Origin of the sequence: Heyndrickxia acidicola (assembly GCF_001636425.1) — a bacterium.
In the GTDB taxonomy this organism is placed as follows: domain Bacteria; phylum Bacillota; class Bacilli; order Bacillales; family Bacillaceae_C; genus Bacillus_AE; species Bacillus_AE acidicola.
Map to the genome: position 1 here is coordinate 2,504,914 of NZ_KV440953.1, position 25,498 is coordinate 2,530,411.

Genomic DNA, 25,498 nt, shown 5'->3' on the forward strand with positions numbered 1-25,498 from the left:
CTCTCCCTTATAGGCTAACCCATGGCAAAAGAAGCCATGGGTTAGAGCTCATTCTATTCTATATTTTTATTGGGGCCTTCTTTTCTTCCGCAATCTTTTTATTTAATTCTTTAAGATATAATTCTTCATCAAAAGGAATCTCTACTTCTTTCCCTAACCAGCTTGACAAATGAATAGCATTTGCAAGTGTTACTCCATGGATGCCATCGCTGCCTGGTGCTAATAAAGGAGTCCCATGAACGATATTTGACGCAAAATTTTCCAAAACCCCAATATGCTGGCTTCCCCAAACGCTTTCAAACTCAATGACTTCTTCGCTGTACACATCATCCAGATTTGCACCGCTAAATATCTTGGCAGCTTCTGCCCAGCTAATGCTGTCACTCATTTCAGATTCAGGTTTAGCAAGACGTTTGATTGTCACTTTTCTGCTATCATCGACTATGATTTTTCCTTTGTCTCCTAAAATTTCAAAGCGGTCTGTACCTACTGCATCATGTGTACACGTAATAAAGACTCCTGTGGCCCCATTTCCATAGTCAAGCATAGCAGTGACTTCATCTTCCACAGATATGTTTCTTTGATAACCGTACTTAATATTGGAATAGACCTTTTTAGGCATACCGCAGATCCATTGAAGTAAGTCTATTTGGTGAGGAGCCTGATTGACAAGGACACCACCGCCTTCTCCTTCCCATGTTGCTCTCCATGCGCTTTGGTCATAATATCCCTGCGGCCTCCACCACGTAGTAATAATCCAGTTTGTGCGGCGGATCTGTCCTATTTCGCCACTATCAATGATCTTTTTCACTTTTTGATAGAGTGGATTGGTACGTTGATTAAACATAATCCCGAATGTCAGTTCCGGCTTAGTTGCTGCAAATTCATTTAATTCGCGAACTTGTTTTGTATAAACACCTGCCGGCTTTTCTACTAATACATGAATATTTCTTTTTAAAGCTGCAATCCCCATTTCAGGATGCAGATAGTGAGGAACACAAGTAACCACTGCATCAACATCCCCGCTCTCGAGCATGTCGATATAATGATCATAGAATGGAATATCCGGATACTTTTCATCAGCAAGAGCCTTTTTAGCAGGATCACTGTCACAAATAGCTCCAAGTACCATGTTCTCCACTTTCCCTTCTACTAAAAAGCCCGCATAGGTTCCCCCTTGTGCTCCAAGTCCAATAACACCCATTCTAACGTCAGCCATCAAAATTCCTCCCTGCTTTCAATTGTTTTAAGTATATTCAGTAACGCTTCATATTGAATTTTATATGCACTGGCACCATTCAGTCCGTTCAGATTTTTAATATACTCTGGTGCTTCCTCTAATTCTAAATCCTTTAAAGAATCGAAGAGGACAAGGTGTGGTTCAAGTGTTAAAAATCCCTTATATCCGCTTTGAACTGCCTGACTAAGTATTTCCGGTATTTTCCCATCACCTTGTCCGCACACAACATTCTGACCGTCCGTTAGAACTGCATCCTTAATATGTATATATTCAATCTCGTCCTTTAACAGCTCGTAGCATAGCTGGGGATCCTCACCACATTGTATGAAGTTGGCAAAATCAAAAATAGCTTTAAAGCGTGCAGAGCCTACCTCTTTCAAAATATCTTTACACCTTCTAGCAATATCTCCAAATATGTCTTTTTCATTTTCATGTAATAAAATAACATTGTGCTTTTCTGCAATCGCTGAAAATTCTTTTAGCTTTCTGATAACGTCATTCCTATAGTCATCTGGATTATCATCCTGCGGAATGAAAAAGCTGAAAATCCTAATATAATTACAATCTAGCAGATTACTTATTTGGCAAAGGCTCTCAAGCATAACCTTCTGCTTGTTAAACGCTTCTTCGTCAGTAATTAATATTTTTCCTATGGGGGAACCAATAGAAGAAACACCAATCTCCGCTTTCTTAAGCCTTGGCAATACTTGATCTTTGATTTCAGCTAACGAAAAATCACCAATATTTTTCCCATCAATGCCACGTAATGAAATGTAGCGCATTCCCAAATTGGCAACAACCTCTAGTTGTACGTTAAAATCAGATGAAATTTCATCTGAGAATCCCGAAATTATCAAATTATTATTCATTTACGCCTGCTCCTCTCAGTAAGTTCAGCTAAAAAGAAATGAACAATCACGATTTCATCATAAATGATAACGCTTTTTTTCACTCGTAAATTTTTGCGATAAACAGTAAAATTACTAATATAATTTTCTTTTCCTAAAACAGAAATTAACTATTCACAGATTTGGAGTGTTTTTCATGAATCACATAGAAGAGGAAATTAATAAGATTTGTAATTTTGCCTTTCATTATTCAAATTTAGACACTCTTTTTATCGACTCACACTCTCAAATAAAATGGGATTATTCCTATCATCAAGTGCCAAAACCTCTCATGTATTTTTTTGAGAATATGCAGCTGCGCTTACATCTTCATGATGACAAGTTCTCAGACGATATTTTATTCCATTCAACCCCGTATAAGCTCAGCTTTATCTCTGCGAAATTATTTGAAGAGCAGAACTATATTGGAAGTATTGTTGTAGGGCCCTATCTTTTAGAAGAACCTTCAGCTCTAATGGTTCGGGATATTTTATTAGAAAATCAATTATCTATTTCATTAATGCCTATAATGGAACAATATTATATGTCCCTCCCGATAGTAGGAACATTTAAAGCTAAGAACATCGCTGAATTTTTAGGGTATCTTGCTGTAAACATGCCACAAGCTCCTTCCAAGGTCCTTAGTTTTACAGATATAAACTATAATTCTCAAAGAGAATACACTTTAATCCCAGATTCTATAAAGCAGAATAACGAGCACTCTATTGCTCATATTAATGCAAGATATCGTTCAGAAAAGGACATGATGTTTGCCATTGAGAGTGGAGATTTGGAGAAATTAGAAAAAATAATGGCCAAAGAAATGTACTTTTTCTCAAAAGTTCCTGATCGAATACCGAATGATCCCTTACGATCTCGAAAAAACTTGTCCTTTGTAACCAATACTGTATTAAGAATAGCTGCTGAAAATGGCGGACTTCATCCAGTTTACATTGATAGCATCTCTAGAAACTTTGCCATTCAAATTGAAAAAACAACTACCATTCAGCAGCTAACTGAGCTGCGAAATAAAATGTATATTGAATATTGCAAGGCTGTTCGTAAGCTTTCCATTAAGAAGTATAATCGAGTTATCATAAAAGCAATTGATTTTATCAGAATGAATCTGGATCAAAATTTAACACTAGAAAATATAGCCAGTGCCGTTGAATCAAGCCCTTTTAAATTATCTAGACAATTTAAATTAGAAACAAGTCAGTCGATTACAGAGTACATTAATAAACTTAGAATAAATGAATCCCTAAAGCTGATGGAGAATGAAAATCTCTCTATTACAGATATCTCTCAAATAGTTGGTTTTAATGATGGGAATTATTTCACAAAAGTGTTCAAAAAAATCACTGGTCTAACACCCTCACAGTATCGAAACGGAAAAAACAAATAGACTCATTTTATAATTTAAATGAGCTAATTTTTGGTACCCATATTGGTGGAGCTGGCAGATGCGGGACTCCTTCTGCACACAAGCGGACGACTGCAGCGGAAGGCACAAGACTCCTGTGAAAACGCTAGTTAGGAGTAGAACCTGCAGAAGCTTGCTATGATGAGGCTCAGCAACCCTCCCCGCGGAAAGCGAGTGCCTGCAGGAAAAACAGAGCACAACCATGTCTTTGTATAATCCCATTACAGATTTTAATTCAGAGCTAATTGGAGTGAGTGCTTGAAGCCGAAAATAACAAGCAGGAAGATCAAGGCACAATCAATCACTATGTAAAATTCAATGTTGAATTGATACCAAAGTTGATTGGAGCGAAAGGCACGAGACTCCTGCGGGATCCAGCGTGTTTGCGGAGACCCCGCAGGAGCTTGCGACGAGGAGGCTCCCTGGCCGCCCCGCGGAATGCGAGAGCCTGCAGCGCAAATCAACCTGCAGGAAAAACAGAGCACAACCATGTCTTTGTATAATCCCATTACTGATTTGAATTCAGAGTTAATTGGAGTGAGTGCTTGAAGCCGAAAATAACAAGCAGGAAGATCAAGGATTCAGTCTTCTAATTTTATTTTTCGAAAATATTTGATATTTTTTTAATTAGTTTATCAAACTAACTAATTATTATTGGTAGCATAACATCATCTATAGAAAGCGTCAATATAAAATGTAAGCGCTATTATTATTTATTTCTGTTAATCTTGACTGTTAATTTCTGCGGTAGGTGCCTAGCGCCTGCCGCGGAAATCAACATAGGCATTGTTCTGCTCCTGCAACTGTAAATTAAGTATTTAGTATAGTGTAATTCAAATTTATCCTTAGTTTGATCTTTCCATAAAGAATCTTTCTGCATTATAATAACTGATATTTTTAACCATATTTTCCGCCAATTCCATGTCGAAAGGCATTAATCCCTTTTCTAGCCATTCGCCAAGAATATTACAGAGTATTCGTCTAAAGTAATCATGGCGAGCATAAGAAAGAAAGCTCCGAGAGTCAGTTAACATACCAATGAAATGACTTAATTGACCAACATTCGCCAAATCTTTCATTTGTTTTTCCATACCATCAATATGGTCATTAAACCACCAGCCAGAACCAAATTGAATTTTCCCAGGTATTCCTTCTTCATAGAAATTCCCTGTCATTCCAGCTAGTACAGCATTATCCTTTGGATTTAAATTAAAAAGAACTGTTCTTGGCAAGGCTTGCTCTTGATCCAAAGCGTCGAGAAAATGGGATAACCCCTCTGCGATATTCGCTTCTCCAACTGAATCAAAGCCAATATCTGATCCAATAAGCTCTCTCATTTTTGTATTATTATTGCGCATTGCACCCATATGGAGCTGCATTACCCATTGCTTTTCTGCGTACATTTTCCCAAGCTCTTTTAATAAAAACGATCGATATGCTACTAATTCTTTATATGACAGCTCTTCACCGTTTAATCGCTTATTAAATAAAACTTCAATCTCTTTCTTATTCGGCTCTATATACTCCATCTTTTGAATATCATGATCCGCTGCCCGGCAACCATTTTCATGAAAGAAATAAACCCTTTGTTTAAGAGCCTCCAAAAATACTTCTACAGAATTAATTTTTACGTTTGATACTTCCTCCAACTTTCCAATCCAGTCTTTAAAGCTGGGACGTTCAATAAAAAGTGCTCCATCTGGACGGAATGTCGGTGCAATAGTTGGTTTGAATGAGGTATCCTGATTTAATAGTTGATGAAATTCAAGAGGAGAGTTTGGATCATCGGTTGTCCCTATAAATTTAACATTTGACCTTTCAATAAATGCTCTTGGCCGGAATTCTTGATTTCGCAGTTTTTCATTACATTCCTCAAAAATCTCGCGTGCAGTTTTAGAATTTAGTATTTTTTCAATTCCAAAAAACATTTTCAATTCCAGATGAGTCCAATGATATAAAGGATTACCAATTAAATTTGGTACTGTTTCTGCCCACGCTCTAAACTTTTCCCAATCATCAGCATTACCCGTAATATATCTTTCTCCAATGCCCTGCATCCGCATTACTCTCCACTTATAATGGTCTCCTCCAAGCCATAGCTGAGTAATACTTTGATACGGTTTATTTTCCCACACTTCTTGCGGATCCAGATGACAATGAAAGTCAAAAATGGGTGCTCTTGCTGCTGCCTTTTCATACAATGTTAGGGCAGTCTCAGACTCTAACAAAAAGTCGTGCTCCAAAAAGGCTTTCATAAATATTCTCCTCCATACGCGTAATGTAAACCCTTACAAAAAGACGTCTAATTAATTCGTTTACTAAACAAATTAAATATATAAACTAAATTATCACTTTTAAATACCTGCGTCAATGAACATTTTTGTAATTTTTGCATTAACAGCTAAACTGGTATAATAAGATTATTAGTGTTTGAAATGGAGGACTTAAATGGCTATTGGCGATGCGGCTTACATAAAAAAAATAAATCGCTCTCAAATTGTACAGACCATCTTTAAAGAAGAAATGATATCACGAGCGGATTTATCCGATATCACAAAACTAACAAAAGCTACCATCTCTGCGCAAGTTGCGAGTCTGTTAGAAGATGGGCTGATCGTAGAATCACAGCAGGAACATAATTTTGTTGGAAGAAAACCGATTATGTTGTCTATAAATGATAAAGCAGGCTTTGCATTGGGAATTGACTTAGATTATGGTCATATTTCTTTTGCCTTGTCAGATCTTAAAGGGCAGCTTGTTTCTACTGACACAATTGAAACAGATACAAAGAACTATTCCTCTGTCATTCAACTTTTAACTGATTATATAAAGAAATATGAGCTTCAATCCTCAGAAAGCAGATACGGACTGGTTGGTATAGTAATTGCCATTCACGGCTTAGTGAATAAAGATGAAACCATACATTTTATTCCCCGATTAAATTGGTATGACGTTGACTTAAAAAAAGATCTTCAAAAATCAATCTGTGTACCAATCTATATAGAAAACAATGCAAATGTTTGTTCATTTGCTGAGCGGGTTTTTGTGCATCACGAAACAGACAACCTAGTATCTGTAACCCTTTACTCGGGAATTGGCGTAGGTATTATGATGAATAATACACTGTTCCATGGCCAAAATGGATTTGCAGGTGAAGCAGGACATATGATCATTGTACCTAACGGCATAGCTTGTAGCTGTGGAAATAAAGGATGCTGGGAAAAATACGCCTCTGAATCAAGTATATTCCAGAAGCTCTCGCAAAAAATGAATAAAGACAATTTAACCTACAAACATATTCAGAAATGGATTGATGAAGGGGATAGCAATGTTCAACAGCTTATGGAAGAAACCATTTATTATTTATCAATAGGTTTAAATAATTTGATTAACATATACAATCCTGAAATAGTGGTGCTCGATAGTGAACTCCTGCGAATGTATCCTCAAAGTTTATTAAAAATTAGAGAAAACCTAACATCATCTGTCAGCCATTACCGAGATATGGTGATATCAACATTAGGTAAAAAATCCAGTGTCTTAGGTGCTTGTGCCCTTGCCATTAAACAATTTTTTGATGTGCCTATATTAAATCTATCTTATAGTGAAGAAATGAGTCTAAAATAAAAAGTGGTTTTCTTCTTTTTATAAAAAAGAAGAAAATCACTTTTATTTTATATATATGGTGACTTAACAACCATTCTTACTTTAGAGAGACATGATGTAAGTCATTATATATTCTTTAAAAGAGGCTGGCATACATTCTCTATGCCCACCAAGCTTAGCAAAGTTAAAAAGATTCTTTGCACCCCATAAAAGGCATCCTTTGGATCATAGTATTCTCCAAGTGTATGACAGCCGCCAAATTCCCCTCCTCCTCCGAGCGTCACCGCCGGTATTCCCAGGCTGATGGGTACATTTGCATCAGTGCTGCTCGGTTCTTCCAAGGCAGGCTCAAATCCAAGTACTTCAGAAGATGCCAAAGCTGCCTGCACAATCACACTGTCCTTAGGCTGCGACCCAGCCGGCCTGTCTCCCACTTGTTTGATATGCACTTGGATTTCATTGGTTTCCCAGCGCTTATTCTCATCATTAGCTGATTTTTTTAGGATATCTTTTACTTTCTCTTCTAATTGAATAAGGGAATCAGTCGAAACGGAACGCATATCAATCAGCATTTCAGCATGAGCAGAAATGGTGTTGACAGATGTTCCGCCACCTATAGTCCCCACATTAAAAGTTGTTTTGGGATCTGCTGAAGTTTTTATATTACTTATGGCTGCAATAGCCCTCCCAAGTGCATGGATGGCACTTGGCTTTCCAAAATCCCCAAAGCTGTGTCCGCCGTGACCTGTATAGGTAACATGGTATCTTTTACTCCCTGTTCCAAGATACGTAATTCTTTCCGGACTGCCAGGCTCTATGGAAATAAAGCCAGCAATATCCTTGTTATTTTCAAATAATGCCTTTACACCATTTAAATCGCCCAATCCTTCCTCTCCAACTGTTGCACCAAATAAAATATCCCCTGTTGTATGGATATCTGCTATTTCAATGGCCCGTAACAGTGTAAGAACAGAGGAGAGCCCCCTGCCGTCATCTGATATTCCTGGTGCAAATACTTTGCCCTCCTTTATTTCCGCTTTTACAGATGTCTCTTCTGGAAACACTGTATCAAGATGCGCACAAACAACCACTTTAGGCCCATTTCCACTGCCCCGGCGAATTCCAAATACGTTTCCCTGTTTGTCCACTTCCACCTCTTCAAGCCCATATTCTATTAATCTCTTTTGAAAATCCAATCCGCGCTCCCTTTCCTGAAATGTAGGAGCCGAGATTTCTGTTATGGCGATTTGCTCCAAGGTAGTATCATCGTTATCCTTTTCAAGAAAGTTAAGTCCTATTTTTACATTCGGGTCTTTCATTAATGCCTCAAAAACCGATCTTGTTCTTTCAGATATTAACTCTGCAGAATTGCCCTGTCTGCTATTTGAACTGATTCCCATTTATTTGCCTCCTAAAAATAAATGTATAATCATATATTCTTATAATTCTTGAAATTTAACAAGAAATTGCTCTTGCCCCTCTTTTCATTCATTACAAATTAAAAAACACCCCGCAGGATGCTTTGTTTCAATCTAATGGCTCTAAAAACATATCTATTCCAGCAATAATTCCTTTTAGATATGTTGCTTTTTTCGTGTAGTTTCCTTTTTCCGCTTGCTCTAGCTGAATGATATATTCCTTTCGGGCTTCAGATGCTTTTACCATCATCATTTCTAAAGCATCCATTCTCATCTGATCTCCCCCACTTACTACTTCACTATAGTCTTTGTTCATCAGATATCCTCCCTTTTTACTTAATCATTCAACAAAACAAGTTCATTTCCTCTTCCTTATTCCTGCTCATTCTAATTATTTTTTTGCCGCTCGATCTTTTTATCATAAAGCTCATATTTATACGCACTAAAAAATAAAAAACCTGCATAAATTAACAGAATGGCTAAGAGAGCGACCACTGCTAATGTTTTTATTTTTTTCAACTTACTGCCCCTCCTACGTCTGCATGGTTTAGAACGGCATTTCTCCCCTTTCATGCTTTATCTTCAGATGCTAATAGAATCTCTTTTCATTTTAACACACATCTCTTTTGCTCTGCCGCCTGTTCAACAGGCCAAGCCAGGCAAGGGATTTCTTCGTCAACTTCTTGTCCACGCCCTCCGTTAATCTTTAAATAGTTGTTTATTATCATACTGATACTTTAGTATTCTTAAAAACGTCCAACACATGAATAACGTGAACCATGAAAAGAGACTGTCTTCCATAAATTCCATTTCGTGCTTCCAAATCGTTAAAATAACGGTAAAGGAGCCAAAATTTAATGAGAGAAAAGAAATCACAATCCAAAGACGGATGTGTTCAAAAAAGAATTTTAATGCCTTGTCCGTAAATTTTTCCATTCGTTAACTTCTCCAATTGTATAGTATGTAATCCGCTTTTACAGAAGGAGACCCGCTCCTTTCCCACAAATAACCATGAGCCTAAAACAATAGTATCCATAATTTTCTTTTTGTTAATTCGACAATTACAGTCAATTTCCTGCGAATCCACATTAATTTGTATATAAAAATAAGTAAAAAATGCAAAAAAACACAGCTTCTGATTCCAATTTTGCTTTGGAAAAAACAGCTGTGTTTTTAATCGTTTTTAAGATAATATTCGTTGTCACCAACGTTTAATGATGAAAACCATTATCGTGCTTGGTCTGATGCGGCAAAGATCCCTCTACCGAATCCAAATATTCAATGGCTTGTTTGAGATTCATTAAAAATAAGTGTGCAAGATCCGTGGAAAAGCCATTCCGAACCACTATCCGCATAACCGTAACTTCTTCCATACCCGGCGGCAGCGGATACGCAGGCACTTGCCAGCCATAGGTGCGCAATTGGCGGGATAAATCATAGAGATTCCAATTTGGTGTGTCCCCTTCTTTCAGCTTCCAAGCAAACACGGGAATATCAGAACCATTTGTAAGAATTTCAAAATGCCCCATCTCTTGAATTTCCTTGCTTAGAAAATTTGCTATCAACTGACAAGTTTTTTGCACCTCATAGTACCCATCTTTACCTAATCGTAAAAAATTGTAATATTGCAGGAGTACTTGTGCCCCTGAGCGGGAGAAATTCAAAGCAAAGGTGGGCATGTTCCCCCCTAGATAGGATACTCTGAAGATAAGATCATCAGGAAGGTCTTCCGCTTCTCTCCAAATTACCCATCCGAGTCCTGGGCAGACTAATCCATATTTATGCCCTGATACATTAATGGACTTTACTCTCGGTATTTGAAAATCCCACACAAGATCCGGCTGGAGAAAAGGTGCAATGAATCCTCCCGAAGCAGCATCCACATGGATTGGGATATCTATGCCAGTACGCTCCTGATAATCATCTAAAGCTTTCGCAATTGCCTCTACCGGTTCATAAACCCCTGTGTAGGTCACACCAAGAATGGGCACCACACCAATTGTATTTTCATCTACAGCACTAAGAACCCCTTCAGGATCCAAGTAAGGATGCTCAGGACTAACATCAACATATCGAGGTTCCACTTCCCAATAGTTTGCAAACTTCTCCCAAACAACTTGAACAGCAGAACTAAAGACAATATTAGGTTTATCAATCGGCTTTCCTTGGCTCTTGCGTGCTTTTTGCCACCGGCGTTTTAATGCAAGCCCTCCAAGCATACACGCTTCGGAAGATCCAGTCGTCGATACGCCCAGTGTCGTATGCGGCTGAGGTGAATGCCAAAGATCTGCTAAAATCCGCACACAGCGTTCCTCAATTGCGGCTGTCTGCGGATATTCATCCTTGTCAATCATGTTTTTGTCATAAGCATCTTTATATAGGCGCTCAGCCGCAGGCTCCATCCAGGTCGTAACAAAAGTAGCAAGATTCAGACGGGCATTTCCATCTAAAGAAATTTCATCGCGAACTATTTGATATGCCGTTTCGGGCAGCATCCCTTGATTGTGCATTTTAAAACGAGAAATGGCCTGTTCTCCTTGGCGGGAAAACAGCGGATTTACAGAAAATTCGTGAGGCAGCTCTAATTGCGAGCGATGCGGGTGCCATTGTGGCATAATGTATCCTCTCCTTCAATGAATATGAATGCAAATGTTCCCTCAAATACAGGCAAATTTTAAAAAGCAGATAACCCCTCTTTGGCCATAATTGTGGCAGTACCGCCAAATTCGTTTTGTGAAATATTGGGCAACTAGCTTTGCATGAACTAAAAGAGACCCCTCCCCCATATGTACTGCCCAGATAGAACTTATTCGCCGCCAAAACATCTTTTTAAAGCGGAAGACGGAAAGTTCTAGAAATTTCATCCTCTATTAATATGAACCTCAAATGACATTTTCATTCCAAATATGAAATGGGTCAGTTCCGCACTTCTGGATATTTCTATAATCATAATGCCGTCCACTGTATGGATTCGTAGAGATTTACAAGCAGAGCATAAAGCAAAAACCCAAGAACATCTGCTTGGGCTTTTGGCTATCAGGATGTGATTATTCCTGGATATCAGGTTTTAATATTTGAGCTGCTTCAAGAACATCTCCTGGTTCCTTTTCAATTTCTTCAATTTCGACTGATCTTGTATGAGCAGTATGGCTCCATTCACGCTGGTTCTTTTTAATAAACCCAATAATGGTCACAGGTATCCATGATAAGCCAAAAAGATAAGAGAAAACAAACCAATGAAGTTTCTTGCCTTTCTTCTCCAGAAGCATAGCAACAATCGGTAAAGATAAGTAAGCAGCCACAAAAACACCATACACCCACCCGTTAAACAATAATGACCGGTCCATGATATCGCCTAACAGCCCATCCGCCTTATAAATTCCGGTAATAGAAAGGAAAGCGGTAATCATTAAAATGAGAGTAAGCACAGCTCTTGATGGCATAAGCAGATAGATAGCTGAATCAATCAGCATCAGCTTTCTTTTTTTAATCCCTTCCACTATCAAAGGGACCGTGTATTTCGTCATACAATCAAAATGGCCTTGCATCCATCGAATTCTCTGCTTAAAAGATTGTTTAAATCCAAGGGGTTTTTCGTCATATAATTTTGCATCGTGGGCCCAGGCTACTCTCTTGCCTGTTTTTAAGATATATCGCTGTGTAAATTCAAGATCTTCCGTCAGTGATGTCGCACCCCAGCCAATTTCCTTTAATACCTTTGTAGCGACCGTTACACCTGTACCGCCCAGCTGAGCAGTCAATCCAAGATATTCCCTGACAAGCTGATAAATTCTATTTGTAGACCAATAAGCAAAGGAATAAGATTTCGTTACCCATGTATCGGTAGGGTTCTTCGAATCTAAATAAGCTTGTATCACTTCATGGCCTTCCATAAGTTTAGAATTAATAATTTGTAAAAAGTCTTTTCCTACCAAATTATCCGCATCAAACATAGCCACGGCATCGTAAAAAATGCCCTTTTCTTCAAACTCCCAAAGTCTTTCAAACATCCATTCAAGGCCATGTCCCTTTCCCTTTTTTTCGGGTACATTCCTTTCCATGGCAGTCACGCCTGTCTTTCTTACTACGTCAGCCGTGCCATCTGTACAATTATCACATATAACATATACATCATAGAGATGCTTTGGATAGTTTAGATTCTTCAGGTTTTTACAAATCTGGCTTATCACTTTTTCCTCATTGTGAGCTGCCACCAGAACAGCAAATTTGTTCTTGGGTTCTTTTATCTCTGTTTTTTTAAACTTGCGCAGTCCTGCATAGCTCATTGCAGTTTGATACCCTACGAAGAATAAGGAGACAAGCTGGACTCCGAGCAGAAAGAAATACACACTATTCTGTATGGCTTCTGTCCATCCCGCTGTGAATATTCCATATATAAAAGTAAGGGCGAGACAAAATAGCAACAATAATAAAATCATACGTAAAGCACCTCTGTTTCTTAGAAGTTATAGGCCTTCTGCTATGTAAATGGCTGCCTTGATTCTTTAATAAGCCTTTGCTAGAAGCGAACATAAGTGAAAAACTTGAATACACAGCTGAAATACTCATGTAAGACCTTTTTTATTTTTTGCGAAGGCCATTATAATTATTCAGCAAAAACATCATGGAAGCTGCTAAAAGGTTAACAAACTTTCCCCCAAAAAGAAGAAGTTTTGAAAAAGGATAGAACGTAAGGGCACAAACATAAACAAACCGTTTCCCAATACTTTGAGAAACGGTTATTTAAAAATTATTCTGTTATTAAATGATTACAATTGATTGATTTGAGAAACAGTATTAAAGCCAATTGCGGAAGAAACCGCTGCTCCCGCTCTAACATTCCTTCATTTAACGGCCATTGCGTGGATATTTCCATTTAATAAAATCATGAATTTGTTTGGTGCGCAGCCCTTCCATCAAAAGCTCAAACAATACATCCCTGTTCATTCCTACTGTTATGGAATCATCTACTCCTTCATGAAGAACCAATGTATTCAGGACACCATTATTATACTCTTCTAAGGCTACGAAGCTCTGATAGGAACTTGTAGTCAATAAATACACAATTGAATTGCTGCGGTGAAAAGAGGTTGCCACCCCCTTTTCTTGAAAACTGCTCTTTCGAAGAATTTGTTTTTGTCTTTCCAAATCTTCTTGTGCCTTCATTTTCCATGCATTCCTGGCACGGGCTGTTAATTCATTAAGATCAATCTCCAAAATAGCTGAAATGTACACAAGGTCGATGGCTGTCAGCTTATTTTCCTTCAGTCTGAATTCAAAAGCATCATAATCCCCAATGCTGACAGGGATTGTCAGCACTAATTGATCATGCAGCCACTTAGCTGGCTTTCCCTTTTTATCCAACTCTGTCTTAATCATTTTTGCTACATCCATGCTGCCTATTTTCTCCTTTTATTTTTTTTCTGACCTTCGCACTTCTGCACAGAACCCTTAAATTCATTAAGGCTCTTTTCGTAAACTTTGTTGCTATTTGTATTAATGAATCTAGAATACACAGGATTCAGGATTGAAAACAAAATGACTGAAGACGAAAAGATGCCACGATGCCTCACTTATTACGGATTTAACACTTTTACGAAAAGCAACAATATATGCGAAAACAGCCTATTAAAAATAAGGTTGAGGCTTCCTGCAGAATAGATCACGACTGCAAGCTGATTTATCGAATAAAATTCTTCTGTAAAAATTTCAACAAGTACATATTTTAGTGAAAAGTACTATCTTGGCCATGGATATTATCTTTTTTGGTAAGAAAGTTTTCTCATCATTGTAAAGAACAAAATCTCCCATAACCTAAAGATGTTATTTCAAATTAAAGCGGAGTAAGTTCTATCACCATTAATCTTAAACTAAATTTCATTTTTATTAAATGGTGAATAATGAAGCTTCTATAAAAGGTGAGCCCATTTATAATTTATCAAAGACTATTAAAAAAGAAAGAATGACCGAAATCATTCTTTCTTTGACGTAGCATGCAATTTTTTCTGCCTTTTTAAAAAATGAGTCTATAATTTTACCACTAAAATATACGTTGAACATAAGAAAGGGAATCAAAGTTATAACTGTTTATTTCTCTAAAAATTGCTTTATAGGGTCTATAAAATCTTCATATTCCAAAAGCGCTGCCAAGTGGCCGCAATCGGTCATCACCTCGTTATAGTGTGCGGTTTTTCCAAGCTTTTGCAGCCGCTCTACCATATCCCTGCTTTCTTGAGGAGGAAATAACAGATCGCTTGATACTGGCATCGCTAATACCTCTGCCTGCACTCTTTCTAATGCTTGTTCGTAGGAGCCGTAACCAATTTCAATATTGAACAATTGAATAGCCCTTGTAATATAAGTCCAATGTTCAGCATCTATATTTCCTATCCGGCTGTCAATTGAATGATCAAGTTCTTGAAAATAGGTATGCGGTTGTTTTTCCCAGTCCCAATTTGTAAGCGGACCGGAAATCGGTAAAGGATGTCCCCATTGCTGTGTAGCAGCCTCGAAGGATCTGTTTTGAAAGGTCATCATTTTAATAGCCATTCGTAGTCCTTCTTCAGGCGATATTCGAATAGCATCTATCCCCATTTGAAGCGGCATCACACCTGTATAAGCAGAAATTCGCGGTCCGCTTATTACAGATATCACCTTCTGCATCATGTCAGGATAATCAACAGCCCATTGTATTGCCTGCATTCCTCCCATAGATGGACCGGCAACGCAATATAGTTTTTCTATGCCCAAAGATTTTAAAAGCTCATACTGCACCCTGACAAAATCACGTATAGTCACCTCTGGAAATATAAGACCATATTTTTTCCCGGTGTCTGGGTTTATAGAGGAAGGACCTGTTGTAATCACATGAGGATTGTTAGCATTAACATTGCACAGTACATCAGAACTGATAATAAAATAGCGATTCGTATCGAAGGCTTTTCCAGGACCAATCAGTCCATCCCACCAGCCGGTTTCTCCATTCTCTGGTTCATTGGCATATTTACCGGCAGCGTGGCTGCTTCCGCTGAAAAAATGGCAAATCAAAATGGCATTTGAACGATCTTCGTTAAGTGTCCCATAGGTTTCATATCCTATCTGTATCGGTAAGCTAACTCCCGCTTCAAATGTAAATTCATTCATGCTAAAAGTACGTTTTTGAATTATCATAAAAAAACCTCCTACATCCTAAAAACGATTATGATCTGCTCCTCAAGTTATTATCTTCTGCTATTTAAATTCTACCGCCCAGTTTTGCACGAGTAAAATACATAAAAAGAATATTATGAATGCAATTTAATCATAGTTTGGAGGATAAAGGAGATGTTCTTTTTATTATATTCGCCAGCTTTTAGAACACTATTGAGCTTTAACAGAGCTTACATATGAAGATATGAATGTATTAGATACTTCCCTAAGTGTATTTAACACACTACCTTTATGTTTAAAAAGATGGCTTTTAGCTTGTAGTCACGCCTGTGCTGGAATAAAAATCCCTCAAGTGTATTTTTATTTGAGTATCGAATTCTTGCCTTTCGTTCTGATATAAAAAGGAGAGCTCACCGAACAAATAGCACATATTCTCAGTTCATACCTATATCATTCTATTCGAAATCTTGTCTTCTTCCTGCCTTTTCTACTCTTTGGATGAGATGATAGTACATCAATACAATGAATAATAATATAGGATCCAGCAGAATTGAGTACCACCACTTCCACCAGCCATAATGGAAAAAACCCCAAGGCTCTGGTAATAAGGTAAACAGTTCATAAAGAAAAATGCAGATAGTCCAAAGAAATATATAGAATACTTTTCGAAGTAAGCTTTTTTGAAAAGGAAATTGATTTAAATAAACAATGTTGATTGGCGGCACTAAGAAAATATAAGGAATCAGCCCTTTCCATTCGATTGCTTCTTTACTAAAGTACCAATATCCCTGATGTTTGATTAATACAACCACATCAAACCATTGGTGGAAAGCAAATGAAAATACCCAAATATGGAGGATTTGATTAGGGGTTAATCGGGCATGAAATTTCATAAAGAGATAAGCCGCTATCAAAACTGAAATCAATAACCCAATCACCTAATTTCCTCCTTTCTGTTCAGATATTTTATAGCTTCCTTACAAGCTTTCCTGACCTTAAGATAATAGTGACACCATTCGATTCGCCGCCCTCTGCATAACTCTTATATGGGAGACGTTGATGTTAGTACGAATGGTAATATTCTTTTTTTCTTTTTCTTTTAGTGTAACCTCGTATGGAGGGTGATAATAATTCATCAGACTATTGAATAATACGTGATCGTTATATTCTTTGCTGTCATAAAACTCAATTGTAAACCTCACATTTTTACGGCTATAATTGACAATCGGAAGCTGGCAAATTCCAGTCATCATATCTTTATGCCTCATTCCAAATGGGCAATGACTATTGGATCTATTATAGGAGAGTGCATAAATTCCATTAGCAAAGCTTCTCTGATACACTGTAATTAGAGCAGACGGCAAGAATAAAACAAGAATAAAAGCGAGGATAGTCGTTCTGAATATATATTGATCCAGAGAGTTAACCAAAAGAATAAGCCCTGCAATGAGCAGGAACAGTGCAGTTATCCCCGTAATCTGTAAATGATTTATACTCCAGCGGGATGTGCAAAAGGGTAAAAATAGCTACGCCCAAAGGAGCCGAATTAGGAAATGTAAGGGCTAACAGGTCCGCAGCCGCTAAAAAAGCTACAGCTATATAAAACAATTTCTTACTGCTTATCATAATACCCCCATATTTTTCCTTTTTTATTCATTTTACCATATAACAGAGGGGTATAGATTCAAAATTGATATATTTTCAATACATATATTGGTTATTATATCCATTAAACAAACTTTTTAAATAAATAAAAAATGTGTAAGGCGGGAAAAGATTGAATTCCTTTTCTAATGATCAATTTACTCGCTTTCATTTTATAGTTATCTTACAATATAATATTAAGCTGCAATGCTGTAACTAGTTTGCCTGGCAGCTATGCTGAAAGGCGTGTGAAACAACCGTTACACACGAATGAGCTAAAAAACAATAGATTTCTTTAATAAAGCCCTTTTAAGAAATATGACAAATAAAACTGCTCTTTTTCAGGAGTAGTTTTTCTTTGACAAATATCCTTTTTAGAATAATCAGCTTGGAAATCGGCATTGTAAGGCAGAACCTGAAAAAAAGGCTGTTTATGCAACATATATTTTTATAAAGAAGATTTAATTAATGAATAGTGCCTGATAAGCTAGATCCACATGCTGCAAGAAGCATTGGAGGACTATTCGGAGAAAGGAGAACGATGATGCAATTTCATTCCAAGGGCACCGTGACCTAATTAGAAGTGTATTTTTGGAAGGCTAAGCTATGTAAAGCTTGTTCAATCTGCTGTTGAATGAAGCAGGGGAAAATACGAAGGGTAATCTGTCTACCAATAAAGCTCCTTTAATAGAGTTATACAGTTATACAGGGAGGAGTTAATCCTTATCATTTTATTATGGGAGCAAAGGCACCTCTTCCTTGAGATGCAGGCGACAATCCCTGGAACTGCTCCTGGGTATATGACCATGACCAGGGTAAACTAGTAAAAGTACAAACCTCAAAAAAGAAAGCAAAAAAAGTACACTAAATAACAAACTTTTCACGTTAGCGGTGTTTTTCTTGTTAATCAAATGAATGTCCTAGTTCAACTCACCCGTTTGTTGAAGTACATTTCCTCACAAAATTTATGGCAATTAAGAACTAACCGGAAAATTAGCTATTGTCCAATTAAATTATAACGCCAATTATTGCACCGCATAAAGCTTCCTGGAGGATATTCAAATTCGCATTCAGAGATAAACTGAAAATCAAGCTTCCGACAAACTGCATTAGAAGCAGGATTATCAATCGATGGGAATGCGTGGATGTATTTATATTTGTTCTCACTAGATGCTTCTACAATTGCTAACCTTACCGCTTTTGTAGCTATTCCTATCCCTTGATAAGAGGGTAGAACGCTCCAACCAGTTTCATATACATTTTCATCATTCCAAGTAGCTTGCCAATACCCTACAGAACCTATTGGTTCTAATTCTGGTAACAATTTAATGCTGAACATACGTCCTCTATTTCCCAGTTCAAGATATCGTTTATGTCGATTTAAAATCTGCTCTTTACTCTCAGGACCTCCAAGATGCTGCATCATTTCTGGAGCGTTTATAAGAAAAAGTAAATCAAGGTCATTATCCTCCCATGTCTTTATCTGAATGCTATGATTACTTGCTTCCAAATTTTTTTCATCCCCTTCACCACTTATTATTTACTCTTTCTTTACATAAGTTGCCGGTCACTGTTTGGCAGCTCTTTCTTTTTGTGCAGAACGGGGAGGTTAGTTAAACAACCATATCATTAAAAAGAGGATTTTTAGCCAGGATAAGAAATGTAATTTTATAAATCTTAGCTATATCTTGATTAGTCATTTTGTCTAACAAATTCTTTTCTAGTTCTTCTTTAGTTGGCAGCATAAAAAATCACCTCGATACTTTTATATCTTGGTGATCGAATTTGTAAATATAAAATCAATATTTTATTAATTCAAACGAGTCCTCTATTCAATTCCCGAAACCGTAAGGAGAATGGCCGAACAGATTCTGTTGGAAGTAGAAACCAATGTGAAAGCCCAGTTTCCGAGTGCAGCCCATATGTGTTCCTGGGCCGAGCCGACCTTGTACCAGACCAGAATGAAAGTGCAGGTAAGAGGAAATCAGCCAAGACCAAAAAAGGAAACAAGTATTTAAGTTCTGCATTAACGGAAACAGCTCATTCATTTCGTTAGGACCAATCAACGCCGCTCCAAGAGGATTGCAACTTTCGCAACAGAACAATTTGGCCGAGATGATACGTATCATGCATCATGATATTGCTGAGTAAACGCTCAATAGAGTAACTGTTAGCTGCATACGGAGCTGTTAACTTTTCATCGTCAAGGTCCGCAATGACCGTTTTTAATTTATTCATGACTTCATAAAGGCGCTGCACTGTCTGGTCCCACCCAATTTCGTCTTCTGGATTCCCCGGGTTTCCAAAGGTTTCATCATTGCCTTCTGCTTTATGCGGATTCTCTGTGCCCTTAATTCGATGGATCACGTCTTCATTCCAAAATATCAAGTGGTTGACAATCTGCCAAATCGAATTGCTGATTCCCGAACTTGTCCATGCTGCCTCAGCTGCGATGACTCCATGAAGCGCCTGATCCATGGATGCAAACCACTCATTCTTATAGCAATGCATGTCGAGTTGTTCTAAAAACATTTTGGCTACAACTTGCATAAAACCAATCTCCTCACTGTTTAGTGTAATCTTTCAAAGTTAAAAGACATGAAAAAATCTGAGTTATAGTATAAATTAATCGTTACTAAAAAGGTATAAACCAAAACCAAGCGTATCCCTTCCATATTGCAGATACATTTCTCTCCAGCTTCTAATTCTCTCCAATATGGCAGGCTAATCCCAATCTTCCGGGTGACGATAACAATAATCCTCAATCGATTTCGAAAACAACCATTCATACGCATCAAAATCATCTTCATTTACTACTGTCGTCAATATAACGAAAAAATGTTCTCAATGAAATCCTCCAATCATTTATTTTGAGAATACAACAAAACCAAGTTCACTAGGACTTATTCTACTCATCCAGTTTAAATTCCTTCATCATGTACTTGACTACGATCTTTATTCTCTCTTTAAAGTACAAAATAATATTTTCAATATCTGATTGTGTCAAATCAATTTTCTGCTTTTCAAGCCCAATTCCATCCATCGCTTTTTAGAAAGAGGAAAACACATTTCTGCAGTATTCAATAGTAGCAAGTTTTAATTTTTTCAACATACAATGTCTTTCAAACTTTTCTATAGCCTCTTCATCTGTGAGCGACCTTTTTAATAATTTCTTTTCTTCAACTGTAAGTTCATTTGAACGTCTCAAATTAATCCCTCCACTTCGTACGATTCATCTCGTATGATTTTCTTCAAAATAGTCGTATGCAAGATAACAAAAAAAGACCTCCAACAAAGTGTTGAAAGTCTTTTGATATAAGGCTTGGCTACCTTATAAATGATACCGGTGGTCGGGGTCGAACCGACACTTCCGAAGAAACACGATTTTGAGTCGTGCGCGTCTGCCAATTCCGCCACACCGGCATATGTTTATGGAGGCGGCAACCGGATTCGAACCGGTGGTAAAGGTTTTGCAGACCTCTGCCTTACCACTTGGCTATGCCGCCAACATTGGAGCGGAAGACGGGATTCGAACCCGCGACCCCCACCTTGGCAAGGTGGTGTTCTACCACTGAACTACTTCCGCGTTTCAGGAAAAATACTTCCTGAGGACTGGGCTAGCTGGATTCGAACCAACGAATGACGGAGTCAAAGTCCGTTGCCTTACCGCTTGGCTATAGCCCATCAATAAGATATTATATGTTCTGTATTATATCATATGGGGCGGCTGATGGGAATCGAACCCACGAATGTCGGAACCACAATCCGATGCGTTAACCACTTCGCCACAGCCGCCATAATATTGGCAGGGGTAGTAGGAATCGAACCCACACCAAAGGTTTTGGAGACCTTCGTTCTACCTTTAAACTATACCCCTATAATGGTGGAGGGGGACGGATTCGAACCGCCGAACCCGAAGGAGCGGATTTACAGTCCGCCGCGTTTAGCCACTTCGCTACCCCTCCAAATAATGCTGGTGCCGGCCAGAGGACTTGAACCCCCAACCTACTGATTACAAGTCAGTTGCTCTACCAATTGAGCTAGGCCGGCATGAATGGTGGCTCAGGACGGAATCGAACCGCCGACACAAGGATTTTCAGTCCTTTGCTCTACCGACTGAGCTACTGAGCCAAATGATTTCCAGCAATATGTATTTTATAAATGGCGGTCCCGACGGGAATCGAACCCGCGATCTCCTGCGTGACAGGCAGGCGTGATAACCGCTACACTACGGGACCAGATTGCGGGGGCAGGATTTGAACCTGCGACCTTCGGGTTATGAGCCCGACGAGCTACCAGACTGCTCCACCCCGCGATAATATCATGGTGGAGGATGACGGGTTCGAACCGCCGACCCCCTGCTTGTAAGGCAGGTGCTCTCCCAGCTGAGCTAATCCTCCAATGTATCTATTAAATTAATTAATTGGTGACCCGTACGGGATTCGAACCCGTGTTACCGCCGTGAAAGGGCGGTGTCTTAACCGCTTGACCAACGGGCCATAAATATATTATGGCGGAGAGCAAGGGATTCGAACCCTTGAGACAGCGTTGACCGTCTACACGATTTCCAATCGTGCTCCTTCGACCTCTCGGACAGCTCTCCATATAAGTGGCTCCGCAGGTAGGACTCGAACCTACGACCGATCGGTTAACAGCCGATAGCTCTACCACTGAGCTACTGCGGAATAATATCAGCTTGGCGACGTCCTACTCTCACAGGGGGACAGCCCCCAACTACCATCGGCGCTGAGAAGCTTAACTTCCGTGTTCGGGATGGGAACGGGTGTGACCTTCTCGCTATTGCCACCAAACCTTTAAGACATATATTATTATACATGTTTGTGAGAAAATATCAAGTATAAATTTGAAAATTATTCTCTCAAAACTAGATATGAGAAACCAAGTAATAACGTTGAATCGTCTTTTATATTGTCCAGCTACAGTGGAAGGTTAAAAAGCAAACCTTCCTACTCCTAGTTCCTCGAGGTCATAATCTGTATTGCTCTGTGGCAAAAGGCGCCACGCCGCAATCCATCTTATGCTTGTCGGAACTAAACAGTCGCTTTCGCTTTTCTATTTGGTTAAGTCCTCGATCGATTAGTATCCGTCAGCTCCATGTGTCACCACACTTCCACCTCGAACCTATCAACCTGATCATCTTTCAGGGATCTTACTAGCTTGCGCTATGGGAAATCTCATCTTGAGGGGGGCTTCATGCTTAGATGCTTTCAGCACTTATCCCTTCCGCACATAGCTACCCAGCGATGCCTTTGGCAAGACAACTGGTACACCAGCGGTGCGTCCATCCCGGTCCTCTCGTACTAAGGACAGCTCCTCTCAAATTTCCTACGCCCACGACGGATAGGGACCGAACTGTCTCACGACGTTCTGAACCCAGCTCGCGTACCGCTTTAATGGGCGAACAGCCCAACCCTTGGGACCGACTACAGCCCCAGGATGCGATGAGCCGACATCGAGGTGCCAAACCTCCCCGTCGATGTGGACTCTTGGGGGAGATAAGCCTGTTATCCCCGGGGTAGCTTTTATCCGTTGAGCGATGGCCCTTCCATGCGGAACCACCGGATCACTAAGCCCGACTTTCGTCCCTGCTCGACTTGTAGGTCTCGCAGTCAAGCTCCCTTGTGCCTTTACACTCTGCGAATGATTTCCAACCATTCTGAGGGAACCTTTGGGCGCCTCCGTTACTCTTTAGGAGGCGACCGCCCCAGTCAAACTGCCTGCCTGACACTGTCTCCCACCCCGATCAGGGGTGCGGGTTAGAATTTCAATACAACCAGGGTAGTATCCCACCGACGCCTCCACCGAAGCTGGCGCTCCGGCTTCAAAGGCTCCTACCTATCCTGTACAAGTTGTACCAAAATTCAATATCAAGCTGCAGTAAAGCTCCACGGGGTCTTTCCGTCCTGTCGCGGGTAACCTGCATCTTCACAGGTACTATAATTTCACCGAGTCTCTCGTTGAGACAGTGCCCAGATCGTTACGCCTTTCGTGCGGGTCAGAACTTACCTGACAAGGAATTTCGCTACCTTAGGACCGTTATAGTTACGGCCGCCGTTTACTGGGGCTTCAGTTCAGAGCTTCGCTTGCGCTAACCCCTCTCCTTAACCTTCCAGCACCGGGCAGGCGTCAGCCCCTATACTTCGCCTTGCGGCTTCGCAGAGACCTGTGTTTTTGCTAAACAGTCGCCTGGGCCTATTCACTGCGGCTCTCTCGGGCTTGCACCCTACCAGAGCACCCCTTCTCCCGAAGTTACGGGGTCATTTTGCCGAGTTCCTTAACGAGAGTTCTCTCGCTCACCTTAGGATTCTCTCCTCGCCTACCTGTGTCGGTTTGCGGTACGGGCACCTTTTTCCTCGCTAGAGGCTTTTCTTGGCAGTGTGGAATCAGGAACTTCGGTACTATATTTCCCTCGCCATCACAGCTCCGCTTTAATGATAAGGATTTGCCTCATCATCAGCCTAACTGCTTGGACACGGCAATCCAGCGCCGTGCTTACCCTATCCTCCTGCGTCCCCCCATCACTCAAACGGAAAAGAGGTGGTACAGGAATATCAACCTGTTGTCCATCGCCTACGCCTTTCGGCCTCGGCTTAGGTCCCGACTAACCCTGAGCGGACGAGCCTTCCTCAGGAAACCTTAGGCATTCGGTGGAAGGGATTCTCACCCTTCTTTCGCTACTCATACCGGCATTCTCACTTCTAAGCGCTCCACCAGTCCTTACGGTCTAGCTTCAACGCCCTTAGAACGCTCTCCTACCACTGACACCTACGGTGTCAATCCACAGCTTCGGTGATACGTTTAGCCCCGGTACATTTTCGGCGCAGAGTCACTCGACCAGTGAGCTATTACGCACTCTTTAAATGGTGGCTGCTTCTAAGCCAACATCCTGGTTGTCTAAGCAACTCCACATCCTTTTCCACTTAACGTATACTTTGGGACCTTAGCTGGTGGTCTGGGCTGTTTCCCTTTTGACCATGGATCTTATCACTCACAGTCTGACTCCCAAGAATAAGTATTTGGCATTCGGAGTTTGTCTGAATTCGGTAACCCGATGAGGGCCCCTAGTCCAAACAGTGCTCTACCTCCAATACTCTTCTCTTGAGGCTAGCCCTAAAGCTATTTCGGAGAGAACCAGCTATCTCCAGGTTCGATTGGAATTTCTCCGCTACCCACACCTCATCCCCGCACTTTTCAACGTGCGTGGGTTCGGGCCTCCAGTAAGTGTTACCTTACCTTCACCCTGGACATGGGTAGATCACCTGGTTTCGGGTCTACGACCTCATACTCATTCGCCCTATTCAGACTCGCTTTCGCTGCGGCTCCGCCTTATCAGCTTAACCTTGCATGAAATCGTAACTCGCCGGTTCATTCTACAAAAGGCACGCCATTACCCTGCATAAATGCATAGGGCTTTGACTACTTGTAGGCACACGGTTTCAGGATCTCTTTCACTCCCCTTCCGGGGTGCTTTTCACCTTTCCCTCACGGTACTGGTTCACTATCGGTCACTAGGGAGTATTTAGCCTTGGGAGATGGTCCTCCCAGCTTCCGACGGGATTTCACGTGTCCCGCCGTACTCAGGATACACTCAAGAGGGAACGAAGTTTCAACTACAGGGTTGTTACCTTCTTTGACGGGCCTTTCCAGACCTCTTCATTTACCTCGTTCCTTTGTAACTCCGTATAGAGTGTCCTACAACCCCAAGAGGCAAGCCTCTTGGTTTGGGCTAATTCCGTTTCGCTCGCCGCTACTCAGGAAATCGCAATTGCTTTCTCTTCCTCCGGGTACTTAGATGTTTCAGTTCCCCGGGTCTGCCTTCAGTACCCTATGTATTCAGGTAAAGATACTACCCCATTACGGGCAGTGGGTTTCCCCATTCGGAAATCTCCGGATCAAAGCTTACTTACAGCTCCCCGAAGCATATCGGTGTTAGTACCGTCCTTCATCGGCTCCTAGTGCCAAGGCATCCACCGTGCGCCCTTACTAACTTAACCTATAAAAGGTTTTTACTACTAAAATGGAAAAAATCCATAAAGTGGCGATTCTCGGTTATTTGCTTGGTTATTTCTCTTATCTAGTTTTCAAGGAACAATGTTTTGAGAGATAGTTC

General features: G+C 40.0%; 20 protein-coding genes, 15 tRNA genes, 2 rRNA genes and 1 pseudogene. 4 read left to right on the forward strand and 34 right to left on the reverse strand.

The window, feature by feature from the left end:
* Positions 1 to 58: 58 nt before the first annotated feature.
* Positions 59 to 1,219 carry a Gfo/Idh/MocA family protein gene (locus A5N88_RS11730; protein WP_066266205.1) on the reverse strand — a complete coding sequence of 387 codons (1,161 nt, stop codon included), beginning with the start codon at positions 1,217 to 1,219 and terminating at the stop codon, positions 59 to 61.
* Complete coding sequence (locus A5N88_RS11735; protein ID WP_066266206.1) at positions 1,219 to 2,109, reverse strand: sugar phosphate isomerase/epimerase family protein; 891 nt, start codon at positions 2,107 to 2,109, stop codon at positions 1,219 to 1,221. Before A5N88_RS11735 ends, A5N88_RS11730 begins: the two co-directional genes overlap by 1 nt.
* A gap of 175 nt (positions 2,110 to 2,284) precedes the next feature.
* On the opposite strand from A5N88_RS11735, the gene A5N88_RS11740 reads away from it, so the two are divergent.
* Entirely contained in the window at positions 2,285 to 3,532 is a 1,248-nt protein-coding gene (locus A5N88_RS11740; RefSeq protein ID WP_066266208.1) for an AraC family transcriptional regulator, read from the forward strand.
* Positions 3,533 to 3,892: 360 nt separating this feature from the next.
* Positions 3,893 to 4,099, forward strand: coding sequence for a hypothetical protein (locus A5N88_RS24920; RefSeq protein WP_157090667.1), 207 nt, complete (start codon positions 3,893 to 3,895; stop codon positions 4,097 to 4,099).
* A 296-nt stretch (positions 4,100 to 4,395) separates the two neighbouring features.
* On the opposite strand, the gene uxaC is transcribed toward A5N88_RS24920, so the two are convergent.
* Entirely contained in the window at positions 4,396 to 5,805 is a 1,410-nt protein-coding gene (gene uxaC / locus A5N88_RS11745; RefSeq protein ID WP_066266210.1) for a glucuronate isomerase, read from the reverse strand.
* Positions 5,806 to 5,998: 193 nt separating this feature from the next.
* On the opposite strand from uxaC, the gene A5N88_RS11750 reads away from it, so the two are divergent.
* Positions 5,999 to 7,177, forward strand: coding sequence for an ROK family transcriptional regulator (locus A5N88_RS11750; protein ID WP_066266212.1), 1,179 nt, complete (start codon positions 5,999 to 6,001; stop codon positions 7,175 to 7,177).
* Between the two features lie 104 nt (positions 7,178 to 7,281).
* Here the strand turns inward: A5N88_RS11750 and A5N88_RS11755 are convergent, their stop codons facing one another.
* The 12 genes from A5N88_RS11755 to A5N88_RS26140 form a co-directional block, all read right to left on the reverse strand.
* Positions 7,282 to 8,556 (reverse strand): M20/M25/M40 family metallo-hydrolase, encoded by a 1,275-nt coding sequence (locus A5N88_RS11755; protein WP_066266216.1) that lies wholly within the window; start codon positions 8,554 to 8,556, stop codon positions 7,282 to 7,284.
* 127 nt (positions 8,557 to 8,683) lie between these two features.
* Complete coding sequence (locus A5N88_RS11760; RefSeq protein ID WP_066266217.1) at positions 8,684 to 8,890, reverse strand: hypothetical protein; 207 nt, start codon at positions 8,888 to 8,890, stop codon at positions 8,684 to 8,686.
* 71 nt (positions 8,891 to 8,961) lie between these two features.
* The gene (locus A5N88_RS26135) at positions 8,962 to 9,093 is read right to left on the reverse strand and encodes a hypothetical protein (RefSeq protein ID WP_260525554.1); all 132 of its coding nucleotides are present in this window, start codon (positions 9,091 to 9,093) and stop codon (positions 8,962 to 8,964) included.
* A gap of 180 nt (positions 9,094 to 9,273) precedes the next feature.
* Positions 9,274 to 9,510: a hypothetical protein gene (locus tag A5N88_RS11765; RefSeq protein ID WP_066266223.1), complete on the reverse strand. Its 237-nt coding sequence runs from the start codon at positions 9,508 to 9,510 to the stop codon at positions 9,274 to 9,276.
* A gap of 275 nt (positions 9,511 to 9,785) precedes the next feature.
* Positions 9,786 to 11,189 (reverse strand): glutamate decarboxylase, encoded by a 1,404-nt coding sequence (gad, locus tag A5N88_RS11770; RefSeq protein ID WP_066266225.1) that lies wholly within the window; start codon positions 11,187 to 11,189, stop codon positions 9,786 to 9,788.
* Between the two features lie 432 nt (positions 11,190 to 11,621).
* Positions 11,622 to 13,013: a glycosyltransferase family 2 protein gene (locus A5N88_RS11775; protein ID WP_083953128.1), complete on the reverse strand. Its 1,392-nt coding sequence runs from the start codon at positions 13,011 to 13,013 to the stop codon at positions 11,622 to 11,624.
* Positions 13,014 to 13,422: 409 nt separating this feature from the next.
* On the reverse strand, positions 13,423 to 13,968 hold the full coding sequence (locus tag A5N88_RS11780; RefSeq protein WP_066266226.1) for a hypothetical protein: 546 nt from the start codon (positions 13,966 to 13,968) through the stop codon (positions 13,423 to 13,425).
* 693 nt (positions 13,969 to 14,661) lie between these two features.
* A complete protein-coding gene (locus tag A5N88_RS11785) occupies positions 14,662 to 15,744 on the reverse strand; it encodes an alpha/beta fold hydrolase (protein ID WP_066266227.1) in 1,083 nt (360 codons plus the stop codon).
* A 434-nt stretch (positions 15,745 to 16,178) separates the two neighbouring features.
* Positions 16,179 to 16,661 carry a hypothetical protein gene (locus tag A5N88_RS11790; protein WP_066266230.1) on the reverse strand — a complete coding sequence of 161 codons (483 nt, stop codon included), beginning with the start codon at positions 16,659 to 16,661 and terminating at the stop codon, positions 16,179 to 16,181.
* 57 nt (positions 16,662 to 16,718) lie between these two features.
* A complete protein-coding gene (locus A5N88_RS24925; protein ID WP_157090668.1) occupies positions 16,719 to 16,976 on the reverse strand; it encodes a hypothetical protein in 258 nt (85 codons plus the stop codon).
* Between the two features lie 1,388 nt (positions 16,977 to 18,364).
* Positions 18,365 to 18,877, reverse strand: a complete 513-nt coding sequence (locus A5N88_RS11800; protein WP_066266232.1) for a GNAT family N-acetyltransferase — start codon at positions 18,875 to 18,877, stop codon at positions 18,365 to 18,367.
* 103 nt (positions 18,878 to 18,980) lie between these two features.
* Positions 18,981 to 19,112: a hypothetical protein gene (locus A5N88_RS26140; protein WP_260525555.1), complete on the reverse strand. Its 132-nt coding sequence runs from the start codon at positions 19,110 to 19,112 to the stop codon at positions 18,981 to 18,983.
* A gap of 81 nt (positions 19,113 to 19,193) precedes the next feature.
* On the opposite strand from A5N88_RS26140, the pseudogene A5N88_RS24355 reads away from it, so the two are divergent.
* Positions 19,194 to 19,420: pseudogene (locus A5N88_RS24355) on the forward strand (transposase); the annotation flags it as partial.
* Here the strand turns inward: A5N88_RS24355 and A5N88_RS11805 are convergent.
* From A5N88_RS11805 to A5N88_RS11890, 19 genes are all read right to left on the reverse strand, one after another.
* The gene (locus tag A5N88_RS11805; protein ID WP_066266236.1) at positions 19,420 to 19,917 is read right to left on the reverse strand and encodes a DinB family protein; all 498 of its coding nucleotides are present in this window, start codon (positions 19,915 to 19,917) and stop codon (positions 19,420 to 19,422) included. The pseudogene A5N88_RS24355 and the gene A5N88_RS11805 sit on opposite strands and share 1 nt — an antisense overlap.
* Before the next feature lie 499 nt (positions 19,918 to 20,416).
* Entirely contained in the window at positions 20,417 to 20,575 is a 159-nt protein-coding gene (locus tag A5N88_RS24930; protein ID WP_157090669.1) for a hypothetical protein, read from the reverse strand.
* Positions 20,576 to 20,708: 133 nt separating this feature from the next.
* Positions 20,709 to 20,790 (reverse strand) — tRNA-Leu (locus tag A5N88_RS11810).
* 9 nt (positions 20,791 to 20,799) lie between these two features.
* Positions 20,800 to 20,873 (reverse strand) — tRNA-Cys (locus A5N88_RS11815).
* A gap of 5 nt (positions 20,874 to 20,878) precedes the next feature.
* Positions 20,879 to 20,953: transfer RNA gene (locus A5N88_RS11820), tRNA-Gly, on the reverse strand.
* A gap of 26 nt (positions 20,954 to 20,979) precedes the next feature.
* A tRNA-Gln gene (locus A5N88_RS11825) sits at positions 20,980 to 21,051 on the reverse strand.
* Between the two features lie 35 nt (positions 21,052 to 21,086).
* A tRNA-His gene (locus tag A5N88_RS11830) sits at positions 21,087 to 21,162 on the reverse strand.
* Positions 21,163 to 21,170: 8 nt separating this feature from the next.
* Positions 21,171 to 21,244 (reverse strand) — tRNA-Trp (locus A5N88_RS11835).
* A 4-nt stretch (positions 21,245 to 21,248) separates the two neighbouring features.
* A tRNA-Tyr gene (locus A5N88_RS11840) sits at positions 21,249 to 21,332 on the reverse strand.
* 9 nt (positions 21,333 to 21,341) lie between these two features.
* Positions 21,342 to 21,417 (reverse strand) — tRNA-Thr (locus tag A5N88_RS11845).
* A gap of 5 nt (positions 21,418 to 21,422) precedes the next feature.
* Positions 21,423 to 21,498: transfer RNA gene (locus A5N88_RS11850), tRNA-Phe, on the reverse strand.
* 31 nt (positions 21,499 to 21,529) lie between these two features.
* Positions 21,530 to 21,605: transfer RNA gene (locus A5N88_RS11855), tRNA-Asp, on the reverse strand.
* A gap of 3 nt (positions 21,606 to 21,608) precedes the next feature.
* A tRNA-Met gene (locus A5N88_RS11860) sits at positions 21,609 to 21,682 on the reverse strand.
* Between the two features lie 9 nt (positions 21,683 to 21,691).
* A tRNA-Val gene (locus tag A5N88_RS11865) sits at positions 21,692 to 21,767 on the reverse strand.
* 24 nt (positions 21,768 to 21,791) lie between these two features.
* Positions 21,792 to 21,866, reverse strand: a tRNA-Glu gene (locus A5N88_RS11870).
* A gap of 12 nt (positions 21,867 to 21,878) precedes the next feature.
* Positions 21,879 to 21,970 (reverse strand) — tRNA-Ser (locus tag A5N88_RS11875).
* Positions 21,971 to 21,977: 7 nt separating this feature from the next.
* Positions 21,978 to 22,052 (reverse strand) — tRNA-Asn (locus A5N88_RS11880).
* A gap of 9 nt (positions 22,053 to 22,061) precedes the next feature.
* Positions 22,062 to 22,178, reverse strand: a 5S ribosomal RNA gene (rrf, locus tag A5N88_RS11885).
* A gap of 266 nt (positions 22,179 to 22,444) precedes the next feature.
* Positions 22,445 to 25,382, reverse strand: a 23S ribosomal RNA gene (locus tag A5N88_RS11890).
* Positions 25,383 to 25,498 lie beyond the last annotated feature (116 nt).